Raw genomic sequence first — 22,767 nt, 5'->3', positions numbered from 1 at the left:
CGACGCGGCCGATCCCTATCTAGTCAGCTCCTTCCCGGAGCAAGACACGACCATGGAATCTTTCCACGCCACCACCATCGTCTGCGTGCGCCGCGCAGGCCGCGTCGTGATCGGCAGTGACGGCCAGGTCACCCTGGGCAACACGGTGATGAAGGGCAATGCGCGCAAAGTGCGCCGGCTCGGCAAGAGCGGTGACGTCGTGGCCGGATTTGCCGGCGCCACCGCCGATGCATTCACCCTGTTCGAACTGTTCGAACAGAAGCTGGAAAAACACAACAACAACCTCACCCGCGCCGCGGTGGAAATGGCCAAGGAGTGGCGCACCGACCGCCGCTTCGGCCGGCTTGAGGCGATGCTGGCGGTGGCCGACAAGGAAGTCTCTCTGTTGATCTCCGGCAACGGCGACGTGGTGGAACCCGAACACGGTTTGATCGCGATCGGTTCCGGCGGCCCGTTCGCGCAGTCCGCCGCGATGGCACTGCTCGAAAACACCGAGCTGGATGCACGCACCATCGTCGAGAAGGCGCTGAAGATCGCCGGCGACATCTGCATCTACACCAATCACAACGTGTCGATCGAAGAGCTGTAAGCGCCAAGCGCTGCTTCCTTGCACACCGTTCGCGCACTTCGTTGCGCATCTCCAAACACGAACATCCCCGGTGACTCCATGTCCGAATTGACTCCCCGCGAAATCGTCAACGAACTCGACCGCTACATCATCGGCCAGCACGACGCCAAGCGCGCCGTGGCGGTGGCACTGCGCAGCCGCTGGCGGCGGATGCAGCTGGAGCCGGGCATGCGCGAGGAAGTGACGCCGAAGAACATCCTGATGATCGGCCCCACCGGAGTCGGCAAGACCGAGATCGCGCGGCGCCTCGCCACGCTGGCGAATGCCCCGTTCGTGAAAGTGGAGGCGACCAAGTTCACCGAGGTCGGCTACGTCGGCAAGGATGTCGAATCGATCATCCGCGATCTCGCCGACGTGGCGTACAAGCTGACCCGCGAGCAGGCGGTCAAGCGCGTGCGCACGCAAGCGGAGGATCGTGCCGAGGATCGCATCCTCGACGCCTTGCTGCCGCGCCGGCAGAGCACGCCGACCGACTGGAGCCACGATGCACCCGCCGTACCGGCGATCGACAGCGACACCCGCCAGAAACTGCGCAAGCAGCTGCGCGAGGGCGCGCTGGACGAGCGCGAGATCGAGCTGGATTTCGCCATGAACGTGGGCGTGGAAATCATGTCGCCACCAGGCATGGAGGAGATGGGCGCGCAGTTGCGCCAGATGTTCCAGAACATCGGCGGCGCCAAGACACAGCAACGGAAATTGGCGATCAAGCTGGCGCGGCCGATGCTGATCGACGAGGAAGCCGGCAAGCTGCTCAACGACGACGAGATCCGCGCGCAAGCGATGGAAGCGGCCGAGCAGAACGGCATCGTCTTCATCGACGAGATCGACAAGGTGGCGCAGCGCGGCGACCACGGCCACGCCGGGGTCAGCCGCGAGGGCGTGCAGCGTGACCTGCTGCCGCTGGTCGAAGGCTCCACCGTGTCGACCAAGTACGGCCCGATCAAGACCGACCACATGCTGTTCATCGCCTCCGGCGCGTTCTCGCTGGCCAAGCCGTCCGACCTGATCCCGGAACTGCAGGGCCGCCTCCCGATCCGCGTCGAGCTGTCCGCGCTCAGCGTGGAAGACTTCAAGCGCATCCTGCGCGAGCCGCACAACGCGCTGACCAAGCAATACACGGCGCTGCTCGCGACCGAAGGCGTGGGTCTGGAATTCGCCGACAGTGGCATCGACCGGCTGGCCGAGGTGGCGTTCCAGGTGAACGAGCGCACCGAGAACATCGGCGCACGCCGGCTGCATACCGTGATGGAGCGCCTGCTGGAGAAAATTTCCTACGAGGCCGCGGACAAGTCCGGCGAAAACTACAAGATCGACGCCGAACACGTGGATAAAAGCCTCGGCAGCCTCGTTCAGAACGAGGATCTCAGCCGTTACATCCTCTAGCGCTCATGAAGCTCTAACAAGCCGATCACCCCAATCTGTTAAAATCGGCTCGTGAGCAACATTATTGAACTGAAAAGCACCGGCCAGCGCGCCCAGCTGCGTGAAGCGCAGCAGACCCAGACCCTGGTGCGGCTGTGGCGCGAAGACCTCGAACACGGCAGCTTCTGCGGTTACGTGGGTGGCGTCGGACGCGAATTCTTCCTGCTCTGGGTCGTCGGCGACGGCATCACCTACGACGGTATGTACGTGATGCGCCATCGCGACATCTCCGAGCTGGAGTCGCCGGACAAGCACCATGTGTTCTTCGAGAAGGCGCTGGCGCTGAAGCACATCCTGCCACGGCCACCGCGCGGATTCCCGCTGGACAACATCCGTGAAGTTATCCAGGCCGCCGGCGCGCAGGCCCCGGTGATCGGCGTGCACGTGGACAGCGAGGACGAAGCCGAGGTCTGTTACATCGGCCGGCTGGCCAGCGTCGACGACGACGGTTTCTACATGCAGGAACTCAGCCCCGACGCGGAATGGATGCGCGAGGTTTCGTTCTTCGGCTGGGACGAGGTTTCCACCGTCAGCATCGAGGACAGCTACGCGCAGTCCCTGCTGGCCGTCGCCGGTCCGGCTCCGGAACTGCTGGCACCAGGCAGCCAGGAATCGGTCACCCGCATCGAGTGATCGATGGCGCTGGTTTTCAGCGCTATCTGAGATCCTGCCTATTTCTGTCCGAACAGGATCTTGCGTGCTTCCTCGTCCGTGCGCAGGTCGCTCTGTTCCTTGATCGTCTCGCCCAGCGCGTAAGCACGCTGCGTCGCCGGACGTGCACGAATGTCTTCGAACCAGCGCTTGAGGTGGGGAAACTCCTCCAGCGTCATGCCTTGTGCCTCGTACGGCACGATCCACGGATAGGCCGCCATGTCGGCAATCGTGTAGTCCTTGCCGGCGATAAAGGCACGGCCGTCCAGACGTCTATCCAGTACACCGTACAGGCGGTGCGTCTCGTTGACATAGCGGTCGATCGCATACGGGATCTTCTCTGGCGCATAGCGATTGAAATGATGGTTCTGGCCCAGCATTGGGCCGAGCCCACCCACCTGCCAGAACAGCCATTCCAGAACGACGTAGCGCTCGCGTGTCGAAGCAGGCATGAACTTGCCGGTCTTCTCCGCCAGGTACTGCAGGATCGCACCGGACTCGAAAATACTCAGCGGGTTGCCACCGCCCAGCGGATCGGTATCGACGATCGCCGGCATCTTGTTGTTCGGCGAAATCTTCAGATACTCGGGCTTGAACTGGTCGCCCTTGCCGATGTTCACCGGCTTGATCTCGTAGGGCAGGCCGGCTTCCTCAAGGAAGATGCTGATCTTGTGGCCGTTCGGCGTGGGCCAGTAATGCAGTTCGATCATCGCTCTTTCCTCGTATGCGCAGGTAAAGAATCGGGGCAGCGCCCTCTTATTCAAGCATCGATCGATGATGCAACCAGGCCATGGCAACGCTTGGCGAAGAAACCCGGAAGTCATCGTCAACGCACACACCGGATCTCGCGTTCAGAGCCATGCTGTCCACTCTTTTCGGAGATATCGCGATGAAACCTGTCCTTCGCGTTGCCTTGCTCGGCTTCGCCCTGTGTATTGGCGGCACCGGCGTCGCTGTTGCCCAACCTTTTCAGGACACGCCGACTTCCAACGACTCGGCCGCCACCACGCCCGTGCATCAAGCGCCAGATCCCCGGCGCCAAACCGCGCGACTTAGCCGCAAGCTCCAGCTGACGCCAGCGCAGGCCGCCAGGATCGAGCCGATCCTGCAGAGCCGACAGCAGCAGATGCAGCAGTTGCGCGCGGATAACACGCTGGCCCCGCGCGACCGCCGCACGAAGATGCGCTCGATCATGCAGGACAGCAACAACCAGCTGCAGGCCGTGCTCACCGACAGCCAGAAGCAGCAATACCAACAGATGCAGCAGCAGGCGATGCAACACCGTCAGGACAAGAAGAATTCGACTGACGACGATTCCGGCAAACAGTAAGGCGATCCTGCGCACCTCCATCGAAGGGCTGGCTCGTTGTCGGCCCTTCGTCTTTACTGCGCGACGCAATCGCTTATGCTCAACCCTTTCACGAAAAGATCGGCCTGGGATGTCATGACCCGTATCGTTGTCGTCGGTAGCATCAACATGGATCTGGTAACCCAGGCGTCGCGTTTCGTCGGCCCCGGTGAAACCATCCTCGGCGAACGTTTTCTCACCGTGCCCGGCGGCAAGGGCGCAAATCAGGCAGTCGCTGCAGCCCGACTGGGCGCCGAAGTGGCGCTAGTCGGCGCCACCGGCGATGACGCGTTCGCCCAGCAACTGCGTCAGGGTCTGGCCGCCGAAAATATCGACCTCACCCACACCGTCCAGCTCGACGATTACGCCAGCGGCACCGCATCGATCACCGTCGCCGGCGGCGAAAACCAGATCATCGTCGTCCCCGCTGCAAACGCGCGCGTGACCCCGGCGCAGGTCGAACAGGCGCAGTCATTGATCGCCCGCGCCGACGCCGTGCTGGTGCAGATGGAGATTCCGCTGGAGACCGTGGAAGCTACTCTGCGCGTCGGTCAGCGACTCGGCGTACCGGTGATCCTCAACCCGGCACCCGCGCAAAAACTGCCCGCGGATTGGCTGAAGCTCGCCCGCTACGTCACGCCGAACCAGCACGAACTGGCGATCCTGTTGGGCGCCGATCCTGATGAGGATTTCCGCACATTGATGCAGCACGCACCATGCCCCGTCGTACTCACCCGCGGCGCCGAAGGCGCGTGGTACCGCGAGCAGGGCGAACCGGTCCATCAATCCGGTTTCCAAGTCGACGTGGTCGACAGCACCGGCGCCGGTGATACCTTCAACGCCGCGCTCGCCGTGTTCCTGCATGAAGGCGTCGCTACCGCCGTGCGCAAGGCCTGCGCCGCTGCCGCGCTGTCGGTCGGCAAGCTGGGCGCGCAGGGCGGTATGCCGCAGCATGATGACGTTGAAAAACTGCTGGCCCGAACTGGCTAATCACTTCGATATCGACCATACCGAGGATATCCTCGAAATGGTCTGCCACGTGTTCGCCGCTGGTCTGGCAGGCCAACCGCGCACGTTCGATCACGGGCAGGAAGTGCCGGTACTCGGAGTATTCCAGCACCTTGGCCAGTTGACGGGCCTTCCAGTATTCATTGCCATCATCCAGATGACGGATGCCGTCAAAGGTGGCTTGATGCTGGTTGCCGATGTGCTTTCCGGTCATGGTGCATCTCCTTGTGTATTGACGGCCTGCGCCAGGATGCGCTGCGGCAAACCCTCGATCTCGGCCAGTTGTGCGACGACAGCTTGATGGGTGCAACCCACTTCGGCGAGTTGGGATTTCAGGCGCTTAACGATACGTGTTTGTTCATCCAAATCCGGCGCAGGGATCGCCAATGCATTTAGCAATGCGCCGTTCAAATTTGCCTGGTTGCCACCACGGCCGTCGGATAATCCGCGCAAATCTTCATACGAGGCCATTAGCCAGTGATACAGAAAATCTGTGTCCCAAGTGCCGTTGGGTAGAATGGCAAAGCACGCTTGGTTGGTGGTTGCCTCAACTTCTAAAACCGCTGATTGCCCACGCGTTTTGCCTTGCCCGTACATGGCAACGAGCACCGTTTTCGGTGGCAGCAACGTGAGCGAACATTCCTTCAATGCCTGACGCGAGATGGATTCTTCCGTCATCAAGATGGGGGCGAAGGCAACCTCGCCGGTTTTCACCCAAGGAATATCAGCCCGAGACCAATAGCGTTTGTCAGCCCGCGAAGGTGTGGAACCGCTTGTAGTCTTGGCCCAATCTCCTAGTACCTTTCGAGGGGCATCGTGCAGCGCATCGAAGGCCTGTCGCATAACACGTTTGCGCAGCAGGGCCACATCCCGCAACTGACCCTGCGCTGCCTTACGTGCGGTGGCGACCTCGCTTAGTTCGGCTTGCAGGCCGTCGGCGATTCGGCGTTGTTGCTCGATTGGCTTCCAGGGGATCTGGAAGTTTTCAACCATCTCCTTCGTCAGTGCTTGTCGCGTTGCTCCGGCTTGGTCTTGCCAAATCAAGGATTGAAAACTGGGAGTCGAAAGCACGGCTTCCACGTAGCCGGGATACAACGACTCGTCGCAACGGATAATGCAGACGTGCTGATTTACGTTGGCGGGACAAACTTCGTCGGGCACAAGGCAAACCCGCCCGATAGATGCACCAGTGATATTCAATAGAACATCGTTTCGGTCGACTTTTGAACCGCGCATTTCTTCGTCAATCTTCGCGGATATATAGACCAACCCCTCTTTCGAGAAGCTGCCCATCAAGACGTTTTGACTTCGGATGAGGGGGACACCACTCGTCGAATATGCGCGATAGCCGCCGGAAGGTGTCTGGCCACTACCGATTTTTGTCGTGCGATCGCCAAGGCGAACAAAGTTACTCATGCTCCAAACAACCTCGCCTTCGCGTCTTGCATCACATCCACCGGCCTGCCCAGCGTGCGCAGCGCATCAATACCACCGGCCTGCACGATCTCCGGCACATCCCACAAGGAAGGCGTTTCCAGCGCATCGGTGCCGCCCTGTGCAAACTGCGCGCCCAAGCCACGCAGCACGATGGCGGGATTTGCTGCCATGCCAGCGAACCAGGCGTTGTTGCCATCGACATAGGCGGCGCCACGCTCAGGTCTCTTCAAGGCGCGCGCTTTGTAGCCATGGTGGCCGAAGAAATCGTATAGGTCGAAGTCGCCCATCTTATCCACTTCGCGGATCACCTCAGGGCTGAGGTGGTCGCCCAGCAGGTGGTCGATCAACTGGCGGCGCTTTTGCGTGGTGATCCACAGCGCGCGGAAATCATTGAGGTTGTGCGCCTCGCGTAAGACGCGGGCGATCACTTCGCGCCGGTACTCGTCGACCGGCATTGGCGTGGCTTGGCCGTTGCGGTTGACGAGGATAAAGCGGCCCTGTGGCGTGATGCTGACGTACTGGCCGCGGATTTCCGCCACGCGCGGGCCATCGTCATACCCGCCTTCACCCCCATCGCCGCCATCACCGCCGCCTGTTCCGCCCGTACGCGGCGGCGCAGTGATGAACTCGGTGCCGAACAGGTCGGTGACGCCGGTGTAGTCGTACAGCCAGAACTTGTATTTCTTCGTTGGCTCGTCGATGCGCGTGCCGCGCCCGACCATCTGGTAGAACTTGATCGACGATTGCAGATAGCGGAAGAACACCACGGCATTCAGACGCTCGATGTCCACGCCAGCTTCCAGCAGGTCCACGGTGCAGGCGATGAAGGCACGCTCGCCGCTGCCGCGCATGATCTCGATCTTGTCCGAGCCGCCGCTGGCGGTGCACTTGAAAGCATAGTCATCTTTGCGGGTCTGACCGTTGGCCTTGCACCACGCGGCATAGAGATTGTTCATCTGCATCGACACACGGTCGGCGTGCAGGTCGCGGGTACAGAAGATGATGACTTTCTGTTCCGGACCGCCGTTCTCGCACAACAGCTTGAACAGGTCTGCGCACATCGCCGGCGTACGTAGGTCGATGAACAGTTCGTCGTCGAAGTCCTTGCCGGCGTATTCGTTCTTGGTCAGGTCTTCTTCGGTGAGCGGCTTGCCCGTCCTGATGTCGCGTACGCCCGCCGTGAGGATTTCCTCGCGGGTAAAGATGCGCGCGTCGATGTCGGCCTTGCGCTTGACGATCTCACAGGCAGCCAGGTAGCCGTCTTCCTGAGCCTGCCCCAAGGTGTATTCGTAGACCGGTTCCCCGAAATACTCCACGTTGTGCGCGGTAATTTGTTCGTCCTGAGCGATGGCTACGTCCTCCTCGCTGGATCTTTTATCGCGCTTGGGCGGATGCAGCTTGCGCGGCGTGGCGGTGAGACCGATGTGGATGGCGGTGGGGTTGCGGGTGAGCACCTGCGACCACTGGCCCCACGCCGAGCGGTGGCATTCGTCGATGATGATGACGGAGAACGCATCCTTGCCGTAATGATCGGTGAGGAAGCTGCCGTCGCCGTTCTCGTCGATGCCCAAGGTCTGGTACGTAGCGATCTGGATGCGGGCGTTGGCGGCAGCATTCTGCCCCCGCACGTTCTGCACGATGCGGGCATTGCCGCCAAAGGCCGCTTTGAGTTTGGCGTAAGCCTGTTCGCGCAGTTCGTCGCGATCGCACAGGAACAGCGCGGGTTTGGGCAGCAAGCCGGCTTGTCCCATCCGCCACAGCAGATTGGTGGCGATGATGGTCTTGCCCGCACCAGTGGCGAGCGTGAGAAGCACGCGCGGTTCATGGCCCGCCTGCCGTTCGACAATGATCTTCTCGAACGCCGCGCGGATAGCCGCATCCTGGTAGTAACGGCTCAGGCTCCACGCCGGGCTGTCGGCCTGAAACAGCAACGCGGCTTCGGGCGTTCTTAGGTCGATACCTTTGTCATGCGCATAGCGGGTGCACAGATCGGCGTGATGGGGAAAGTCATCCAGCGGAAACGGGCCGGTCTGCTGACCACTGGGTTTGTCGTAGTCACCATAGAGATGGCCGTTGCTGGCAAAGACGTACTGCACGTCAAATCGCTGGCAGTCGGCATAACCCTTGGCCTGCTGCATGCCCTTGAGCGGGTCTTCGCTTTCCCTCTTGGCTTCCAGCACGGCCACCGGCATGGGGCTGGGCATGTTGCCCACCTGCACGCACAGAAGGTAGTCAGTGCGACCCGAGCCTTTGCGTCGACGCCCCTTCGGGCCGGTCGGTTCCACCGGCGCTGGGGTTTCCAGCTTGATGCGCTGCGGGTCGGCGTAGCCTTTGACACGCAACACCGGGTCAATGAGGTGAAAGCGGGTTTCTTCTTCGTTGAATGCCACCAGCCACTCCCCAAGCCTGTTCCTGGCATGTGTTCCAGAATCCAAGGGCAAGGATAGCGGAAGCGCCGGAGTGGTTTGGCGGGGAAATCTGGAATCGGCTCAGGCGGCGGGCAGGTAGCGGCCGAAATTTCCAATGACGACGTTGCGACCCTCCTCGATCTGCGCGTCCACAAAGTTGGACCACCATTGCAGCATTTCCTTTCGCTGCGACAGGTACTCGGCGCGGTTGTAGACACCGCGAACGCCCTTCTGCTCATGGGCCAATGCCTTTTCCACCCAGTCGGAGTTGAACCCCGCTTCGTGCAAGTGGGTGGACGCAGTACGGCGGAAGTCATGGATAACGAAATCCCTCACCTCCAGATTCAGGCTGCGGACCACGTTGTTAAGCGTGGACTTTGCGATGGGCTGCCTGAGGCTGCCCCGGCTAGGCAACACCCATTCAGAGCCGCTGGAAAGGACACGCAACTCCTGGAACATCGCCACCGCCTGCTCTGACAAGGGAACGAGGTGCGGCTTGTCCTTTTTCATCCGTTCGGCGGGAATGTTCCATTCGGCCTTGTCGAAGCCGAGTTCTTCCCAACGCGCCTCCAGCAGTTCGGATTTCCGCACCATGCACAGGATCAGTAAGTGCAAGGCCAACTTGTACTGCCGCTTGGCGGACGACTGGTAGATGCCACGAAGCAATCGGCCAATTTCCTGCGATGACAAGGCAACGTCACGGCTTCGGGCGGTAGCAATAAACCGCGCTTCCACCGCCGCCGCGGGGTTGAACTGTATTTTCCCGCGCGCAATGGCATAGGCGAACAGGCGCTTCATCGCGTTGCGCGTATGCAAAGCCATGTGGTCGGCGCCACGCGCCTTGATCGCGTCGGTGACCTTCAACACATCCTCAACTCTGACCTCAGCCACCGGTTTGTCGCCAATGGCTGGAAGCACGTCCTTGTTCAGGATACGGCGGATGTTTCTGGGTTCGCTGTTCGTCCGGTTGACGACATCGGCAAACCAGGCTTCGGCAAAGGCCCGCACCGTATCCTTTTCCGCTTCGGCGGCAGCGGTCTTCTCTGCCTGCTTCGCTCGGGCAGGCGATTGACCACGCACGATTTTGGCCCGGCATTCATCACGCCAGCGTCGGGCTTCGACCAGCGAGTACGCGGGGTATTCGCCTAGCGTGATCTTCTCTTTCTTGCCGTCGCGCCCGCCTATCCGGTATTGCATGCGCCAGACCTTTTTGCCGGTCGGCTGTACCTCGACGTACAGGCCATTTCCATCGGCAACCTGGAAAGAGCGTTCCTTGGGTTGCAGCCGTTGAAGCTTGGTATCCGTCAAAGCCATGTCGTGCCCCTTGAGTGCTTGGGAGTCGGCGCGTGCCCCATGAAGATGAACATTCGATCCAAATGGGGCGCATTTCTGCCGCACTTGGGGCACCTATGGGGGCACGCTAACAAGGCTTCCGCTGGAACGCAATGGCACCGTGTAGACGAAAAACCGCGTAAAAGAAGGGGTTTTTAGCGAGTCATCGGAACCAACGGGAAGCCGTCGGAACCGATGCTACTTGCCTATGCAGAACGAACCGAAGATCGCGCCGAGCAGATCATCGCTGCTGTAGCTACCCGTGATTTCACCGAGCGCGTGTTGCGCGTGGCGCAGCTCCTCGGCGGCGAGTTCGCCCGCGCGGCTATGTGTGAGCACGCTGGCAGCGTGGTCGAGATGCGCTTGTACTTGTTCAAGTGCCTGCACGTGACGGCGACGTGCGCTGAACGCGCCTTCGCCGCTGCCGGCACCAGCCAGTCGCTTGAGGTGTTCGCGCAAGGTGTCGAGGCCTTCGCCGGTTTTCGCCGAAGCCCACAGCCATAGCGCGCCTTCACGCGATTCGTGATGCGCATGCGCATGATCGCGATCGATCTTGTTGATCAGCACCAGCCGTTCGACGCTCGCTGGCACCGCGGAAAGCAAGGTGAGATCAGCGATGGCGTGTTCGGCATCGGTGACCAGCAAGGCCACATCCGCGCGCTGCAGTTCGCCATGCGCGCGGCGCACGCCTTCGCGTTCGACTTCGTCATCTGTCTCGCGCAGGCCGGCGGTGTCGGCCAGTTCCAGCGCGATGCCGTCGAGGCTGAGGCTTTCACGCAGCACGTCGCGGGTGGTACCAGCGGCAGCGTTGACGATCGCACGATCGCTGCCGGCCAGCGCGTTGAGCAGGCTGGACTTGCCGGCGTTGGGGCGACCAATGATTGCCACGCGCAGACCATCGTTGAGGCGCAAGCCACGTTGTGCTTCACGCAGCAGCTCGGCCAGTTCGCTACGTACGACTTGCAGCTGCTGGCCGATCCCTGGATCGGCGAGAAAGTCGATTTCCTCTTCCGGAAAGTCGATCGCCGCCTCGATGTGCACACGCAACGCGATCAACAATTGCAGCAATACCTCGACCTTGCGCGAGAACACACCTTCCATCGACTGCAGCGCGGCACGCGCGCCGGCCTGCGAACGCGCCGCGATCAGGTCGGCCACCGCCTCGGCCTGGGCCAGATCGAGCTTGCCGTTGAGGAAGGCGCGCTCGGTGAATTCACCTGGCCGCGCCAGTCGCGCGCCGAGCTCGCAGACGCGGCGCAGCAGCAGGTCGAGCAGCACCGCGCTGCCGTGGCCCTGTAGTTCCAGCACGTGTTCGCCGGTGTACGAGGCAGGAGCAGGGAAGTGCAGCAGCAGGCCGCGATCGAGCAGAGCGCCGGCGGCATCGCGGAACGCGGCGAAGTGCGCGTGGCGCGCTTGCGGCACACGGCCGAGCAGGGTCTGCGCGATCGCCGGCACCTTGGGGCCGGACACGCGCACCACGCCGACACCAGCCGCGCCGGGCGCACTGGCAATCGCGGCAATCGTCTCGGCGGTATGGTCGGACATGGTGCGCTGACTCTAAACGAAGTCAGCCGCGACGGTGACCGTGCGCGGCTGACGAGGTGTGCTCGATCAGGAACGGACTCAGGCCGCCTTGACGGTGTCGTCCCGATCGACGTGATGGGTGACCCACCACTGCTGACACAGACCGACCAGGCCGTTGACGGCGTAATACAGACACAGACCGGCGGGGAAGAACGCAAACATCACCGTGAACAGCAACGGCATGACCTTCATCATCTTCGCCTGGGCCGGATCCATGCCGGCAGCGACCGGATTCAGCCACTGAGTGCCCAGCATCACCAATGCGTAGATGATCGGCAGGATGTAGAGCGGATCGTGCGCGCTAAGATCCGGAATCCACAGGAACGGTGCATGGCGCAGTTCCAGGCTGTAGGTCAGTACGTAATACAGGCCATAGAACACCGGCATGGTGATCAGTACCGGCAGGCAGCCGCCCATCGGGTTGACCTTCTCCTTCTTGTACAGCTCCATGGTGGCTTGCTGCATCTTCTGCTTGTCGTCGCCGTAACGCTCCTTGAGCGCCTGGATGCGCGGTGCCAGCTTGCGCATCTTGGCGCTGGACTTGTACTGCACCGCCGTCAGCTTCCAGGTCAGGCCCTTGATCAGCAGCACCAGCAGGATGATCGCCACACCCCAGTTGTGCGCGATCCCGTCCAGGAAGGACAACACTCCGTGCATCGGCACGGCGATCAGCTTGAACATGCCGTAGTCGATGGTCAGATCCAGCCCCGGTGCGACCGCGTCCAGCGTGCCCTGCACATTCGGACCGAGGTACAGGCGCGCCTCGCTGGTGGTGCTCTGGCCCGGAGCCACGCTCAGTGCGGGGCCGACCGCACGGATCAGATAGCGCGGCTGCGCACTATCGGGGTTGATCGTCTCGGTGACGTAGTGATCGGTCTGGTCGGCCGGCGGAATCCACGCGGCGAAGAAGTACAGCCGCAGCATCGCCGCCCAGCCACCCTTGATCTGGCTGTCGAGCTGATCCTTCGGTTCCTTGAAATCCTTGAACGGCAACTTCTGAAACTTTTCGCCGGTGTACCAGGCGGCGCCCTGGAAGCTGCGTGATTCCGGGTTGGACATATTGGTCAGCCAGTTGCCGGTATGCGGCGGCTCGACCCGCAGCAGCTGCTGGTAGGCATTGCCGCTCCACGGCTTGTCGGCGCCGTTGTCGATGCGCTGGCTCAGGTCGATCACGTAGCTGCCGCGCTTGAAGCTGTAGGTCTTGGTGACCTTGAGCCCGGCGGCGTCCTGCCAGGTCAGGTCAACCTTCAGTTCGTTCTGGCCATCGGCCAGCGTGTACGCGGTTTGCGCGCTCTGGAACACGGCCTGATGGTTCGGCTGATCCTGAGCGGCGGTGTCACTGCTGCTGACCAGGCCGTTCTGCGCGACGAAATATTCCGCCTGCTCGTTGTCCAGCAGCACGGTCGGCGCCGGATTCGGCTCCTTGCGGGTGCGCGGTGCGTTCGGGTACGCCAGCAGATCCGCATGCACCACACTGCCGCCGCGGGTATCCACGGTCAGGTGCAGCACGTCGGTGGTGATGGAGATCAGTTGCGCCGGTGCGTGGCTGGCATCGCTGCCGATCGCGGCGAGCTTGTTGGTGTCGGCGCTGGTCGACGGGATGGCGCCCGGCACGCTGCCATCGGCGGCCGCCGGGACGCCGGCGCTGGTGGATGCGCTGGCGACTGCCGCCGGCGGTGGCGGAGCGTAGTCCTTCTCCCAGGCCAGGAACAGGAAATAGGCCACGGCCAGCAGGGCGAACATGAGGAAGGTGCGCGTTTGATTCATCGCGTAACAAATCCGGGTAACGCCACGACTGTTGAACGCCGCGGAGGGCAAAAGGAAAAGGTCAACGCACGATTGTGGTGGTGGCGTCAGCCCGCTTCAATGGCTGCAGCGCTCTCGGACGGCTTTGTCAGCAGCTTTTTCCACAGCCCGTCGAGCTCGGCCAGCAATTGCGGGCCGGGTACGCCGGCCGCCTGCTCACGCGCCATCACCATCAGGTCGATCGCCGGCAACTGGTGGCGGATGCGCCGGAACGATTCGCGCAGCAGCCGCTTGATCCGGTTGCGCTCCACCGCGCGTTTGGAGACACGCTTGGAGATCGCCAGTCCGAGCCTGGCATGGCCCAGTTCGTTGTTGCGATAACGCAAATGAAAACAGCGGCCGCCTGCGCGTCCGCTGCTTGTCCGCAAGGCGGCAAAGTCACCAGGCCGACGTAACCGCGCCTCGCGCGGCAACCCGGCGGCAACCATGGCCGGTGCTCCGCTTACGGGATCAGGCGCTTGCGACCCTTGGCGCGACGCGCGTTGAGGATCTTGCGACCGTCGGCAGTGGCCATACGGGCACGGAAACCGTGCGTGCGGGCGCGCTTGAGCTTGCTGGGCTGGAAGGTCCGCTTCATGGCTTACTCCGAAGGGAATGTGGATAAAAAGGTCAGAAAGTATGTCGGGTATCCGGCACTGCTGTCAAATGGCATTTGACCGTGACCTGTGGATAGCCATGTGGATATCTTGCGGTGGGCAGGCGGATGCAGCTGCTAGACTAGTCCATTCCCAGCGCGCAAGCGCCAAGCTAAGTGGCTGATTTTATCCATGAGTGATCTGTGGCGGCGCTGCCTTGAGCGTCTCGAAGGCGATCTGAGCGCCGAAGACCTGCATACCTGGCTGATGCCGCTGCAGGCGCGCGACGAAGCCGACTCGCTGCAGTTGTTTGCGCCCAATTCCTACACGCTGGATACCGTGCGCGAGCGTTATCTGCCGCGGATCGAGGCCGTGTTGCTGCTGTTGACCGGGCAGGCATGGCCGGTACGGCTGGATGTGGGGTCCAGCTCGGCGCGGGCCGCGCCGATGGTCAAGGCCGCTGCGACACCACGCGCCGCGCCAGTGCCGGCCGCGCCCGCGTTCAACCACAATCTCGATCCGCACTACACCTTCGAGACCTTCGTCGAGGGCAAGTCCAACCAGCTCGGCAAGGCTGCCGCGATGCAGGTGGCACAGAACCCCGGTCGTGCCTACAACCCGCTGTTGCTCTACGGCGGCACCGGTCTGGGCAAGACCCATCTGATGCACGCCGCCGGCAACCTGATGCGTGAACACAACCCGCAGTGCAAGGTGATGTACCTGCGCTCGGAACAGTTCGTCGGCTCGATGATCGAGGCCTTGCGCACGAAGAGCATGGACGAGTTCAAGCGGCGCTTCCGTTCGGTCGACGCGCTGCTGATCGACGACATCCAGTTCTTTGCCGGCAAGGACACCACGCAGGAAGAGTTCTTCCACACCTTCAATGCACTGTTCGAATCCAAGCAGCAGATCATCCTGACCTGCGACCGCTACCCGAAGGAAGTGGACAAGCTGGAGCCACGCCTGAAATCCCGGCTGGGCTGGGGCCTGAGCGTGGCGATCGAGCCACCGGACTTCGAGACGCGCGCGGCGATCCTGCTGGCCAAGGCGCATGAGAAGGGCGTGGCGGTGGACGAGAACGTGGCGATGCTGCTGGCCAAGCGCATCCGCTCCAACGTGCGCGATCTCGAGGGCGCGTTGAACACGCTGGCCGCACGCGCGAATTTCTACGGCAAGCCGATCACCACCGCTTTCGCCGAGGAAACCCTGCGCGACCTGCTGGCCACGCATGCCCAGGCGATCACCATTCCGAATATCCAGAAGATCACCGCCGAGTATTTCAACGTGCGGCTGCAGGACCTGCTGTCCAAGCGCCGCGTGCGCTCGCTGGCACGGCCGCGCCAGATCGCGATGACACTGTCGAAGGAGCTGACCGAGCACAGCCTGCCAGAGATCGGCGAGGCATTCGGCGGCCGTGACCACACCACCGTAATGCACGCCTGCAAGACGATCCGCAAATTCATCGAAACCGACCCGCGCATGCGGCAGGATTGGGAACAGTTGATCCGCACGCTGACCGGCTGAAGCCGGTTTCCGGGCGCGCGCAAAATTTATGGATAACCGGAGCCCGAAGCTGTGGATAATAGGTGGATGGATTCATCACTGAAGTTATCCACAAATAGCCCACCGTGAGATCGCAGCTTCAGACACAGCCTGATTTTCATTCAAGCTGCTGATTCTTAAAGAAATAGTGAAATAAAAAAGTTACCCACAGCGCCTACTACAACTACTAAACTTCTTTTAAAAGACAGAACAGCAGAGAAGGGGAAGCCAAGCCATGCAATTCAGCATCCAACGAGAAGCGCTGCTCAAGCCACTGCAACAGGTGGTGGGCGTCGTGGAACGCCGCCAGACGCTGCCCGTGCTTGCCAACCTTTTGGTCAAGGTGGCCAACAAGCGGCTCTCGCTGACCGGTACCGACCTGGAAGTCGAAATGGTGGCCACCGCCGATGCCGAGAAACTAGCTGACGGCGAAATCACCATTCCAGCGCGCAAACTGTTCGACATCGTGCGTGCGCTGCCGGACGGCGCAAAGATTGATTTGAAGCTCAATGGCGATCGCGTGGCGCTGAATGCCGGCCGTAGCCGTTTCACGTTGACCACCCTGCCTGCCAGCGAATTCCCCACCATCGATGAAATCGAACTGGTGGAGAAGGTCAGCCTGCCCGAGGAAGTCCTGCGCGACTTGATGGAACGCACCGCGTTCGCGATGGCAAATCAGGATGTGCGCTATTACTTGAACGGCATGCTGCTGGATCTGCAAGAACATACCCTGCGCTGCGTGGCCACCGATGGCCATCGTTTGGCAATGAAGGAAACCCAGTTGCAGAGCACGGTGACCACGCGCCGCCAGATCATCATTCCACGCAAGGGCGTCAACGAGTTGATCGGATTGCTGGAAACCGGTGATGGCCAGGTCGAGCTGGAGTTCGGCCGCAACCATCTGCGCGTGCGTCGCGGCGATGTGGTGTTTACCTCCAAGCTGATTGATGGCCGTTTTCCGGACTACGAAGCAGTGATTCCGCTCGGTGCCGACAAGAACGCTGTGCTGGACCGTGAGGTACTTCGGGGCGCCCTGCAGCGTGCTGCGATTCTTTCCAACGAGAAATATCGTGGCGTCCGACTGGAACTGTCGCCGGGCAAGCTGCGCATCGTGGCGCACAACCCGGAGCAGGAAGAGGCGGTCGAGGAAGTCGAGGCGGATACGCATGTGTCGGATCTGGCGGTCGGCTTCAACGTTGGCTACCTGCTCGATGCGCTGGCCGCGCTGCGCGGCGACAAGGCCCGGCTCAGCCTGCGCGACGCGCAGTCCAGCTGCCTGGTGCAGGAGCACGACAACGAGCACGCGCGCCACGTCATCATGCCGTTGCGGCTCTGACGGCTACTGCATGGTCGTTGCGATCTGCAGTAAAAACAGACAACGCCGGGGCGGCCAACAGGTTCCCCGGCGTTCTTGCATGTGGAGCCGCGCCAATGCGGCTTGAACAGTTGCGCATCCGCGGTTTGCGTTGCCTGACGGATATCGGCATTGCGCTGGATCCCGCCATCAATGTGTTCGTGGGCGCGAATGGGGCGGGCAAGACCAGCGTGCTGGAAGCCGCCTTCCTGTTGTCGCATGCCCGTTCATTCCGTAGCGGGGCAAGAGAGGCGCTGCTTCAGCGAGGCGTATCGCAATTATCAATATTCGCCGAATTGCGCCATGCCGACGAGCGCCCCTGTCGGCTTGGCCTTGGCCGTGATGGTGCGCGCTGGGAAGCCAAGGTGGACGGCGAAGGCGTCACGATCGGGCAACTGGTGCACGAATGCGCCGTGGTCTGCTTTGAACCCGGCTCGCATGCGCTGATCGCCGGCGCGGCAGAGGAGCGCCGGCGTTACCTTGACTGGGGTGTGTTCCACGTGGAACACGACTTTTTGTCCAGCTGGCGGCGCTACCAGCGTGCGCTGAAGCAACGCAACAGCCTGCTCCGTTCGGCGGCGACTGCTGCCGACGAGCTGTTCGCGCCGTGGGAGGCGGAACTCGCACAGTCTGCCCATCAGATCGACCGGCAGCGCCGTGCCTATCTGGATCTGTTGCGCCCCAAGCTGCTTTCCAGCATCGACGGCTTGCTGCCGGAGCTCGGTCAATTGGAATTGCGCTATCGCCGCGGCTGGTCCGAGGATGTGGATTTGGCCCAGCAGCTGCGCGAACAACGGGGCAGGGATCTGGCGCGGGGACATACGACGCTCGGCGCGCATCGGGCCGACTGGTCGATCGCGTTTGAACAGGCGCCGTTGCGCGAACACCTTTCTCGCGGTCAGGAGAAGCTCACAGCCTTGGCTTGCATGCTGGCGCAGGCTGAGTTGTATGCGGAACGCCGCGGTGAGTGGCCGGTAGTGTGTCTGGACGACCTCGCCTCCGAACTCGACCAAGCCCATCAGGCTGCCGTAGTGGCGCAGCTGACTGCGGCGCGCGCGCAGGTGTTGCTGACCGGCACCGAGGTGCCGCAGGCCTTGCGCGAGCTCTCCAAGCGCGTGTTCCACGTGGAACAAGGTCAGCTGACGCGCCTGCTATAATCGGAAGGTTGCCTCTCCCAAGAGTGCATAACCCTTAGCCCGGCCATTCACGGCGCCGTGTCGGGCGGGTCGCTGGCGCCAGGAAACGGTCGACGCATGAACGAATCCCTCAACGAATCCCACTACGATTCGAGCAACATCAAGGTATTGAAAGGCCTGGAAGCGGTGCGCAAGCGCCCCGGCATGTACATCGGCGACACCGATGACGGCACCGGCCTGCATCACATGGTGTTTGAGGTCGTCGACAATGCGATCGATGAGGCGCTGGCAGGCTATTGCGACACGGTGATCGTCACCATCCTCGAGGATGGCTCGGTCAGCGTCAGCGACAACGGTCGCGGCATTCCGGTCGACACCCATCCGGAAGAAGGCCGTTCCACCGCCGAAGTGGTGATGACGGTGTTGCACGCCGGCGGCAAGTTCGACGCGAATTCGTACAAAGTCTCCGGCGGCCTGCATGGCGTGGGCGTGTCGGTGGTGAACGCGCTGAGCGATCACTTGTGGCTGACGATCTACCGCGACGGTTTCGAGCATCTGCAGGAATATTCGCTCGGTGAGCCGCTGTATCCGCTCAAGGTGGTGGGCCCGTCGAGCAAGCGCGGCACGCTGGTGCGTTTCCTGCCCAGCCCGGCCACGTTCACCAGCAACATCGAATTCCATTACGACATCCTGGCCAAGCGCCTGCGCGAGCTGGCCTTCCTCAATTCGGGCGTCACCATCGACCTGTATGACGAGCGGGGCGAGGGTCGGCATGACACGTTCGCCTACGAGGGCGGCATCCGCTCGTTCGTGCAGCATCTGGCGCAGCTGAAAACCGCGCTGCACCCGAACGTGATCAGCCTGGTCTCGGAGCAGGACGGCATCACCGTGGAAGTGGCGATGCAGTGGACCGACTCCTACCAGGAGTCGATGTACTGCTTTACCAACAACATCCCGCAGCGCGACGGTGGCACCCATCTCACCGGTTTCCGCGCGGCGCTGACCCGTTCGCTGCAGAGTTACATCGAAAAGTCCGGGCTGGCCAAGAACGCCAAGGTCACCCTGTCCGGCGACGACATGCGCGAAGGCATGATCGCCGTGCTGTCGGTCAAGGTACCCGACCCGAAATTCTCCTCGCAGACCAAGGACAAGCTGGTCTCGTCCGAGGTGAAGACGGTTGTGGAGCAGGTCGTCAACGAGAAGCTCGGCGAGTTCCTGCTGGAGCATCCGAACGAGGCCAAGGCAATCGCCTCCAAGGTGGTCGACGCCGCACGTGCCCGTGAGGCGGCGCGCAAGGCGCGCGAGATGACCCGCCGCAAGGGCGCGCTGGACATCGCCGGCCTGCCCGGCAAGCTGGCCGATTGCCAAGAGAAGGATCCGGCCCTATGCGAATTGTTCCTGGTCGAGGGTGACTCCGCTGGCGGTTCCGCGAAGCAGGGCCGCAACCGCAAGACCCAAGCCGTGCTGCCGCTGAAGGGCAAGATCCTCAACGTCGAGAAGGCGCGTTTCGACCGCATGCTGGCCTCGGCCGAGGTCGGCACGCTGATCACCGCATTGGGCACCGGCATCGGCAAGGACGAGTACAACCCGGACAAGCTGCGCTACCACCGCATCATCCTGATGACCGATGCGGACGTCGACGGCTCGCATATCCGCACCCTGCTGCTGACATTCTTCTATCGCCAGATGCCCGAGCTGATCGAGCGCGGCCACATCTACATCGGGCTGCCACCGCTGTACAAAGTCAAGCAGGGCAAGCAGGAGCTGTACATCAAGGACGACACCGCACTGAACGATTACCTGATCTCCAGCGCGGTCGACAACGCGGCACTGACCTACAGCCCGGAGGCTCCGCCGATCACCGGCGAGGCGCTGGAAAAACTGTTGCGCGGCTACCAGCAGGCACAGGATCAGATCGCCAAGCTGTCGCATCGTTTCGACGTCACCATGTTGACCGCCTTGCTCGAGCACACCCCGCTGGAACCAGCCTTGTGGGCCGAGCCGGCTGCGATGCAGGCGTGGCTGCAACAGGCCGAGCGGCGGCTGGCCGCCAGTGGTCTGGGCAAGCCCACCTACAAGTTGTCGCTGCGTCCGGCACACGCCGAGCAATTGGCTGCCATCGAGGTGGTCCGCGAACAGCACGGACTCAGCCACACCTGGTTTCTGCCACAGCCCTTCTTCAGCAGCAACGAGTTCCGACCGATCCTGGCCATCAGCCAGCAGATTGCCGGCATGATCCAGCCCGACGCGGTAGTGCGCCGGGGCAATGCCTCGCGTGGCGTGCTCAGCTTCGTCGAGGCGCGCAACTGGCTGCTGGACGAGGCAAAGAAGGGCCGCAGCATCCAGCGCTTCAAGGGCCTCGGTGAAATGAACCCGGAGCAGCTGTGGGAAACCACGGTGAACCCGGAAACCCGCCGCATGCTGCAGGTCGGCGTCGAGGACGCGATCGCCGCCGACCAGATGTTCTCGATGCTGATGGGCGAGGCGGTGGAACCGCGTCGCGACTTCATCGAAGCGAACGCGTTGAAGGTCGCGAATCTGGATATCTGACGGGTTTGTACAGCGCCAGCTGCACGCCTGTTGTGCGGGTGTGTCGCTGGCCGCCGCGCGTTTGCATTGCTGGGAATCACCACGAAGCTGCGGCAAAGTCGCATTCAGCAGCATTGAGCGCCTAGTAAACGCCAAGTAATTGATTTTTAACAATCTTTTATGCGGCGGTGCGACTTGTTATCACTTGTCTGCTCGGGTTACGCTGCGCAATCCCCCGCGTCATTAGTGACGCGCACACTAGATGAGGATCACCATGAAGCATGCCCGTGGGTTGACGATGCTGGCGAGTTCGGCCCTGCTGCTGACCTTTGCCGCTAGCCCGGCACTGGCGAGTGACACTGCCAAGCCCAAGCAGGAAGTGCTGTATCCCAATGCCACCCGCGTTGCGCCGAAACTCGATCTGACCAATCAGAAAGAACAGAAGCAGCTCAATGAAGGTCTGGATGCGGTCACCGCCGGTGACAAGGCGAAGGCCGAGCAGACACTGCAACCGCTGGTCGATGGCAGCAAGAGCAAATATGCCCAGGCGCTCGCCCTGCAGGGCTTGGCCACGCTCAAATACCAGGACGGCGACTACAAGGGTGCGATCGCGCTGCTGCAGCAATCGCTGGCCAATGGGGTGCTGCCGAACGACACCTACTTCCAGCTCGAATACATGCTGGCGCAGTTCCAATTGGCGGACGAGCAGTACCAGGCATCGCTGGATACCATCACCAAGTGGCGCGCCGAGGGCAAGAAGGAAACCGCCAGCTCCTATGCGACCGAAGGCAACGACGACTACCGCTTGGGCAAGTACCCCGAAGCGATTGCCGCGATCAAGAAGGCACAGTCGCTGACCGACAAGCCAGATGCGAGCTGGAATCAGATTCTGATGGCCAGTTATGCCGAATCCGGCCAGGGCGACCAGGCCGCGCAGATGGCGCAGCAGAATTATGAGGCCAACCCGAATGACCCGCAGGCGCTCAACAATGCCGTCGCGGTGCTGATGCAGGCGCAGAAGAATCCCGAAGCGATCCAACTGATGGAGAAGGCGCGCGCCAACGGAACGCTGAAGACCGAAACCAACTACGTGAATCTGGGCAAGCTGTACCTGATCACCGGTCAGTCCAAGGACGATCCCAAGCCAGACGCGATCAAGGCGACCCAGGTGCTCGAGGAAGGCATCAGCAAGGGCGTGATCACCACCAGCTCGGACAACGAGATGCTGCTTGGCCAGGCTTATGAGATGGCGGACAACGTCAGCAAGGCGCTGGATGCCTATGGCAAGGCCTCGGCGACGGCTACCGATGGCGAGGCCTCACTGCGTGCAGGCCAGTTGCTGCTGACCGAAAGCAAGTACAGCCAAGCCAAGAGTCAGATCCAGCAGAGCATTGACAAAGGTGTGAAGCACAAGGGCACCGCCTACATGCTGCTGGCCGAGAGCGAGCGTGGCCTCAAGGACAAGCCGGCGGCGGTGGCCGCGATGAAGCAGGCCGCCCAGCAGCCGGAAACGGCAGAGAAGGCCAAGGCGTGGTTGAAGAAGGCTGGCGCTGGCAACTGATGCCGGACTGCGCAACCGTGGGGCGGATGGACGTCTATCCAATTACCCCACGGATGCTATACAAAAGTCATGTGCTGTTGTACCGTTGAAAACCTTTCCCTGCGTCACCACAGCGGCGAGTTCCGTCCAGGCAACAGACGGGTTCGAGATACGCCCTGTGGCAACGTTCTCTTCCGATTGACTAGCTTCAGACAGTGACAGATGGCCTCTAGTAACGAAGAAATCGGGCGCGAGCCGTTTAGCTGGAAACGCACCTGGGCATTGGCAGTTGCCATCGGGCTGCATGCCTTTGCGTTTCTGTTGCTGGTGGCGCCGATGGCGCCGCCAAACCAGCATCACAAAGAGAAAGAAAAAATTGTCCAGGTGAACTTCATCGAGCCGCCACCGCCGCCACCGCCGCCGCCACCGCCGCCGCCGGAGCCGCCGAAGCAGCCGCCGCCGAAGAT

The 22,767-nt window shown here is 61.9% G+C and carries 19 protein-coding genes and 1 pseudogene; 12 read left to right on the top strand and 8 right to left on the bottom strand.

The window, feature by feature from the left end:
- The first annotated feature begins 52 nt into the window (after positions 1-52).
- From hslV to B0E48_RS06375, 3 genes are all read left to right on the top strand, one after another.
- Entirely contained in the window at positions 53-589 is a 537-nt protein-coding gene (hslV, locus tag B0E48_RS06385) for an ATP-dependent protease subunit HslV (RefSeq protein WP_077517167.1), read from the top strand.
- 78 nt (positions 590-667) lie between these two features.
- Positions 668-2,011, top strand: a complete 1,344-nt coding sequence (hslU, locus tag B0E48_RS06380) for an ATP-dependent protease ATPase subunit HslU (RefSeq protein ID WP_077517166.1) — start codon at positions 668-670, stop codon at positions 2,009-2,011.
- A gap of 51 nt (positions 2,012-2,062) precedes the next feature.
- On the top strand, positions 2,063-2,683 hold the full coding sequence (locus tag B0E48_RS06375) for a hypothetical protein (RefSeq protein WP_077517165.1): 621 nt from the start codon (positions 2,063-2,065) through the stop codon (positions 2,681-2,683).
- 38 nt (positions 2,684-2,721) lie between these two features.
- Here B0E48_RS06375 and B0E48_RS06370 read toward each other — a convergent pair whose 3' ends face one another.
- A complete protein-coding gene (locus B0E48_RS06370; protein WP_077517164.1) occupies positions 2,722-3,411 on the bottom strand; it encodes a glutathione S-transferase N-terminal domain-containing protein in 690 nt (229 codons plus the stop codon).
- Positions 3,412-3,590: 179 nt separating this feature from the next.
- On the opposite strand from B0E48_RS06370, the gene B0E48_RS06365 reads away from it, so the two are divergent.
- The 3 genes from B0E48_RS06365 to B0E48_RS17735 all read left to right on the top strand — a co-directional run bounded on the left by B0E48_RS06365 (position 3,591) and on the right by B0E48_RS17735 (position 5,358).
- Complete coding sequence (locus tag B0E48_RS06365; protein ID WP_139350185.1) at positions 3,591-4,031, top strand: hypothetical protein; 441 nt, start codon at positions 3,591-3,593, stop codon at positions 4,029-4,031.
- Between the two features lie 114 nt (positions 4,032-4,145).
- Complete coding sequence (rbsK, locus tag B0E48_RS06360) at positions 4,146-5,039, top strand: ribokinase (protein WP_077517162.1); 894 nt, start codon at positions 4,146-4,148, stop codon at positions 5,037-5,039.
- Positions 5,002-5,358, top strand: coding sequence for a hypothetical protein (locus tag B0E48_RS17735; protein WP_168170303.1), 357 nt, complete (start codon positions 5,002-5,004; stop codon positions 5,356-5,358). The genes rbsK and B0E48_RS17735 overlap by 38 nt, the downstream gene beginning before the upstream one ends.
- On the opposite strand, the gene B0E48_RS06355 is transcribed toward B0E48_RS17735, so the two are convergent.
- The 7 genes from B0E48_RS06355 to rpmH all read right to left on the bottom strand — a co-directional run bounded on the left by B0E48_RS06355 (position 5,268) and on the right by rpmH (position 14,201).
- The gene (locus B0E48_RS06355; RefSeq protein WP_077517161.1) at positions 5,268-6,473 is read right to left on the bottom strand and encodes a restriction endonuclease subunit S; all 1,206 of its coding nucleotides are present in this window, start codon (positions 6,471-6,473) and stop codon (positions 5,268-5,270) included. The two genes, B0E48_RS17735 and B0E48_RS06355, sit on opposite strands and share 91 nt — an antisense overlap.
- Complete coding sequence (locus tag B0E48_RS06350; RefSeq protein ID WP_077517160.1) at positions 6,470-8,884, bottom strand: DEAD/DEAH box helicase family protein; 2,415 nt, start codon at positions 8,882-8,884, stop codon at positions 6,470-6,472. Before B0E48_RS06350 ends, B0E48_RS06355 begins: the two co-directional genes overlap by 4 nt.
- Before the next feature lie 99 nt (positions 8,885-8,983).
- The gene (locus tag B0E48_RS06345) at positions 8,984-10,216 is read right to left on the bottom strand and encodes a tyrosine-type recombinase/integrase (RefSeq protein WP_077517159.1); all 1,233 of its coding nucleotides are present in this window, start codon (positions 10,214-10,216) and stop codon (positions 8,984-8,986) included.
- Between the two features lie 216 nt (positions 10,217-10,432).
- The gene (gene mnmE, locus B0E48_RS06340; RefSeq protein ID WP_077517158.1) at positions 10,433-11,779 is read right to left on the bottom strand and encodes a tRNA uridine-5-carboxymethylaminomethyl(34) synthesis GTPase MnmE; all 1,347 of its coding nucleotides are present in this window, start codon (positions 11,777-11,779) and stop codon (positions 10,433-10,435) included.
- A 78-nt stretch (positions 11,780-11,857) separates the two neighbouring features.
- On the bottom strand, positions 11,858-13,585 hold the full coding sequence (yidC, locus tag B0E48_RS06335; protein WP_077517157.1) for a membrane protein insertase YidC: 1,728 nt from the start codon (positions 13,583-13,585) through the stop codon (positions 11,858-11,860).
- 86 nt (positions 13,586-13,671) lie between these two features.
- Positions 13,672-14,052, bottom strand: coding sequence for a ribonuclease P protein component (rnpA, locus tag B0E48_RS06330; RefSeq protein ID WP_139350184.1), 381 nt, complete (start codon positions 14,050-14,052; stop codon positions 13,672-13,674).
- A 14-nt stretch (positions 14,053-14,066) separates the two neighbouring features.
- Entirely contained in the window at positions 14,067-14,201 is a 135-nt protein-coding gene (gene rpmH / locus B0E48_RS06325) for a 50S ribosomal protein L34 (RefSeq protein WP_008211413.1), read from the bottom strand.
- A gap of 190 nt (positions 14,202-14,391) precedes the next feature.
- Here rpmH and dnaA point away from each other — a divergent pair, with 190 nt between their 5' ends.
- The 6 genes and pseudogenes from dnaA to B0E48_RS18170 form a co-directional block, all read left to right on the top strand.
- The gene (dnaA, locus tag B0E48_RS06320; RefSeq protein WP_077517156.1) at positions 14,392-15,723 is read left to right on the top strand and encodes a chromosomal replication initiator protein DnaA; all 1,332 of its coding nucleotides are present in this window, start codon (positions 14,392-14,394) and stop codon (positions 15,721-15,723) included.
- 253 nt (positions 15,724-15,976) lie between these two features.
- Positions 15,977-17,077, top strand: coding sequence for a DNA polymerase III subunit beta (gene dnaN, locus B0E48_RS06315; protein WP_077517155.1), 1,101 nt, complete (start codon positions 15,977-15,979; stop codon positions 17,075-17,077).
- A gap of 95 nt (positions 17,078-17,172) precedes the next feature.
- Positions 17,173-18,252: a DNA replication/repair protein RecF gene (gene recF / locus B0E48_RS06310; RefSeq protein ID WP_077517154.1), complete on the top strand. Its 1,080-nt coding sequence runs from the start codon at positions 17,173-17,175 to the stop codon at positions 18,250-18,252.
- 96 nt (positions 18,253-18,348) lie between these two features.
- Entirely contained in the window at positions 18,349-20,781 is a 2,433-nt protein-coding gene (gene gyrB / locus B0E48_RS06305; RefSeq protein WP_077517153.1) for a DNA topoisomerase (ATP-hydrolyzing) subunit B, read from the top strand.
- 253 nt (positions 20,782-21,034) lie between these two features.
- Complete coding sequence (locus B0E48_RS06300; protein ID WP_254423885.1) at positions 21,035-22,321, top strand: tetratricopeptide repeat protein; 1,287 nt, start codon at positions 21,035-21,037, stop codon at positions 22,319-22,321.
- A gap of 201 nt (positions 22,322-22,522) precedes the next feature.
- A pseudogene (locus B0E48_RS18170) lies at positions 22,523-22,767 on the top strand (energy transducer TonB); the annotation flags it as partial.

Source organism: Rhodanobacter sp. C03, from assembly GCF_002001175.1.
In the GTDB taxonomy this organism is placed as follows: Bacteria; Pseudomonadota; Gammaproteobacteria; order Xanthomonadales; family Rhodanobacteraceae; genus Rhodanobacter.
Note: the sequence above shows the minus strand (reverse complement) of the source record. Positions and strands in the feature narration are given on the sequence as shown.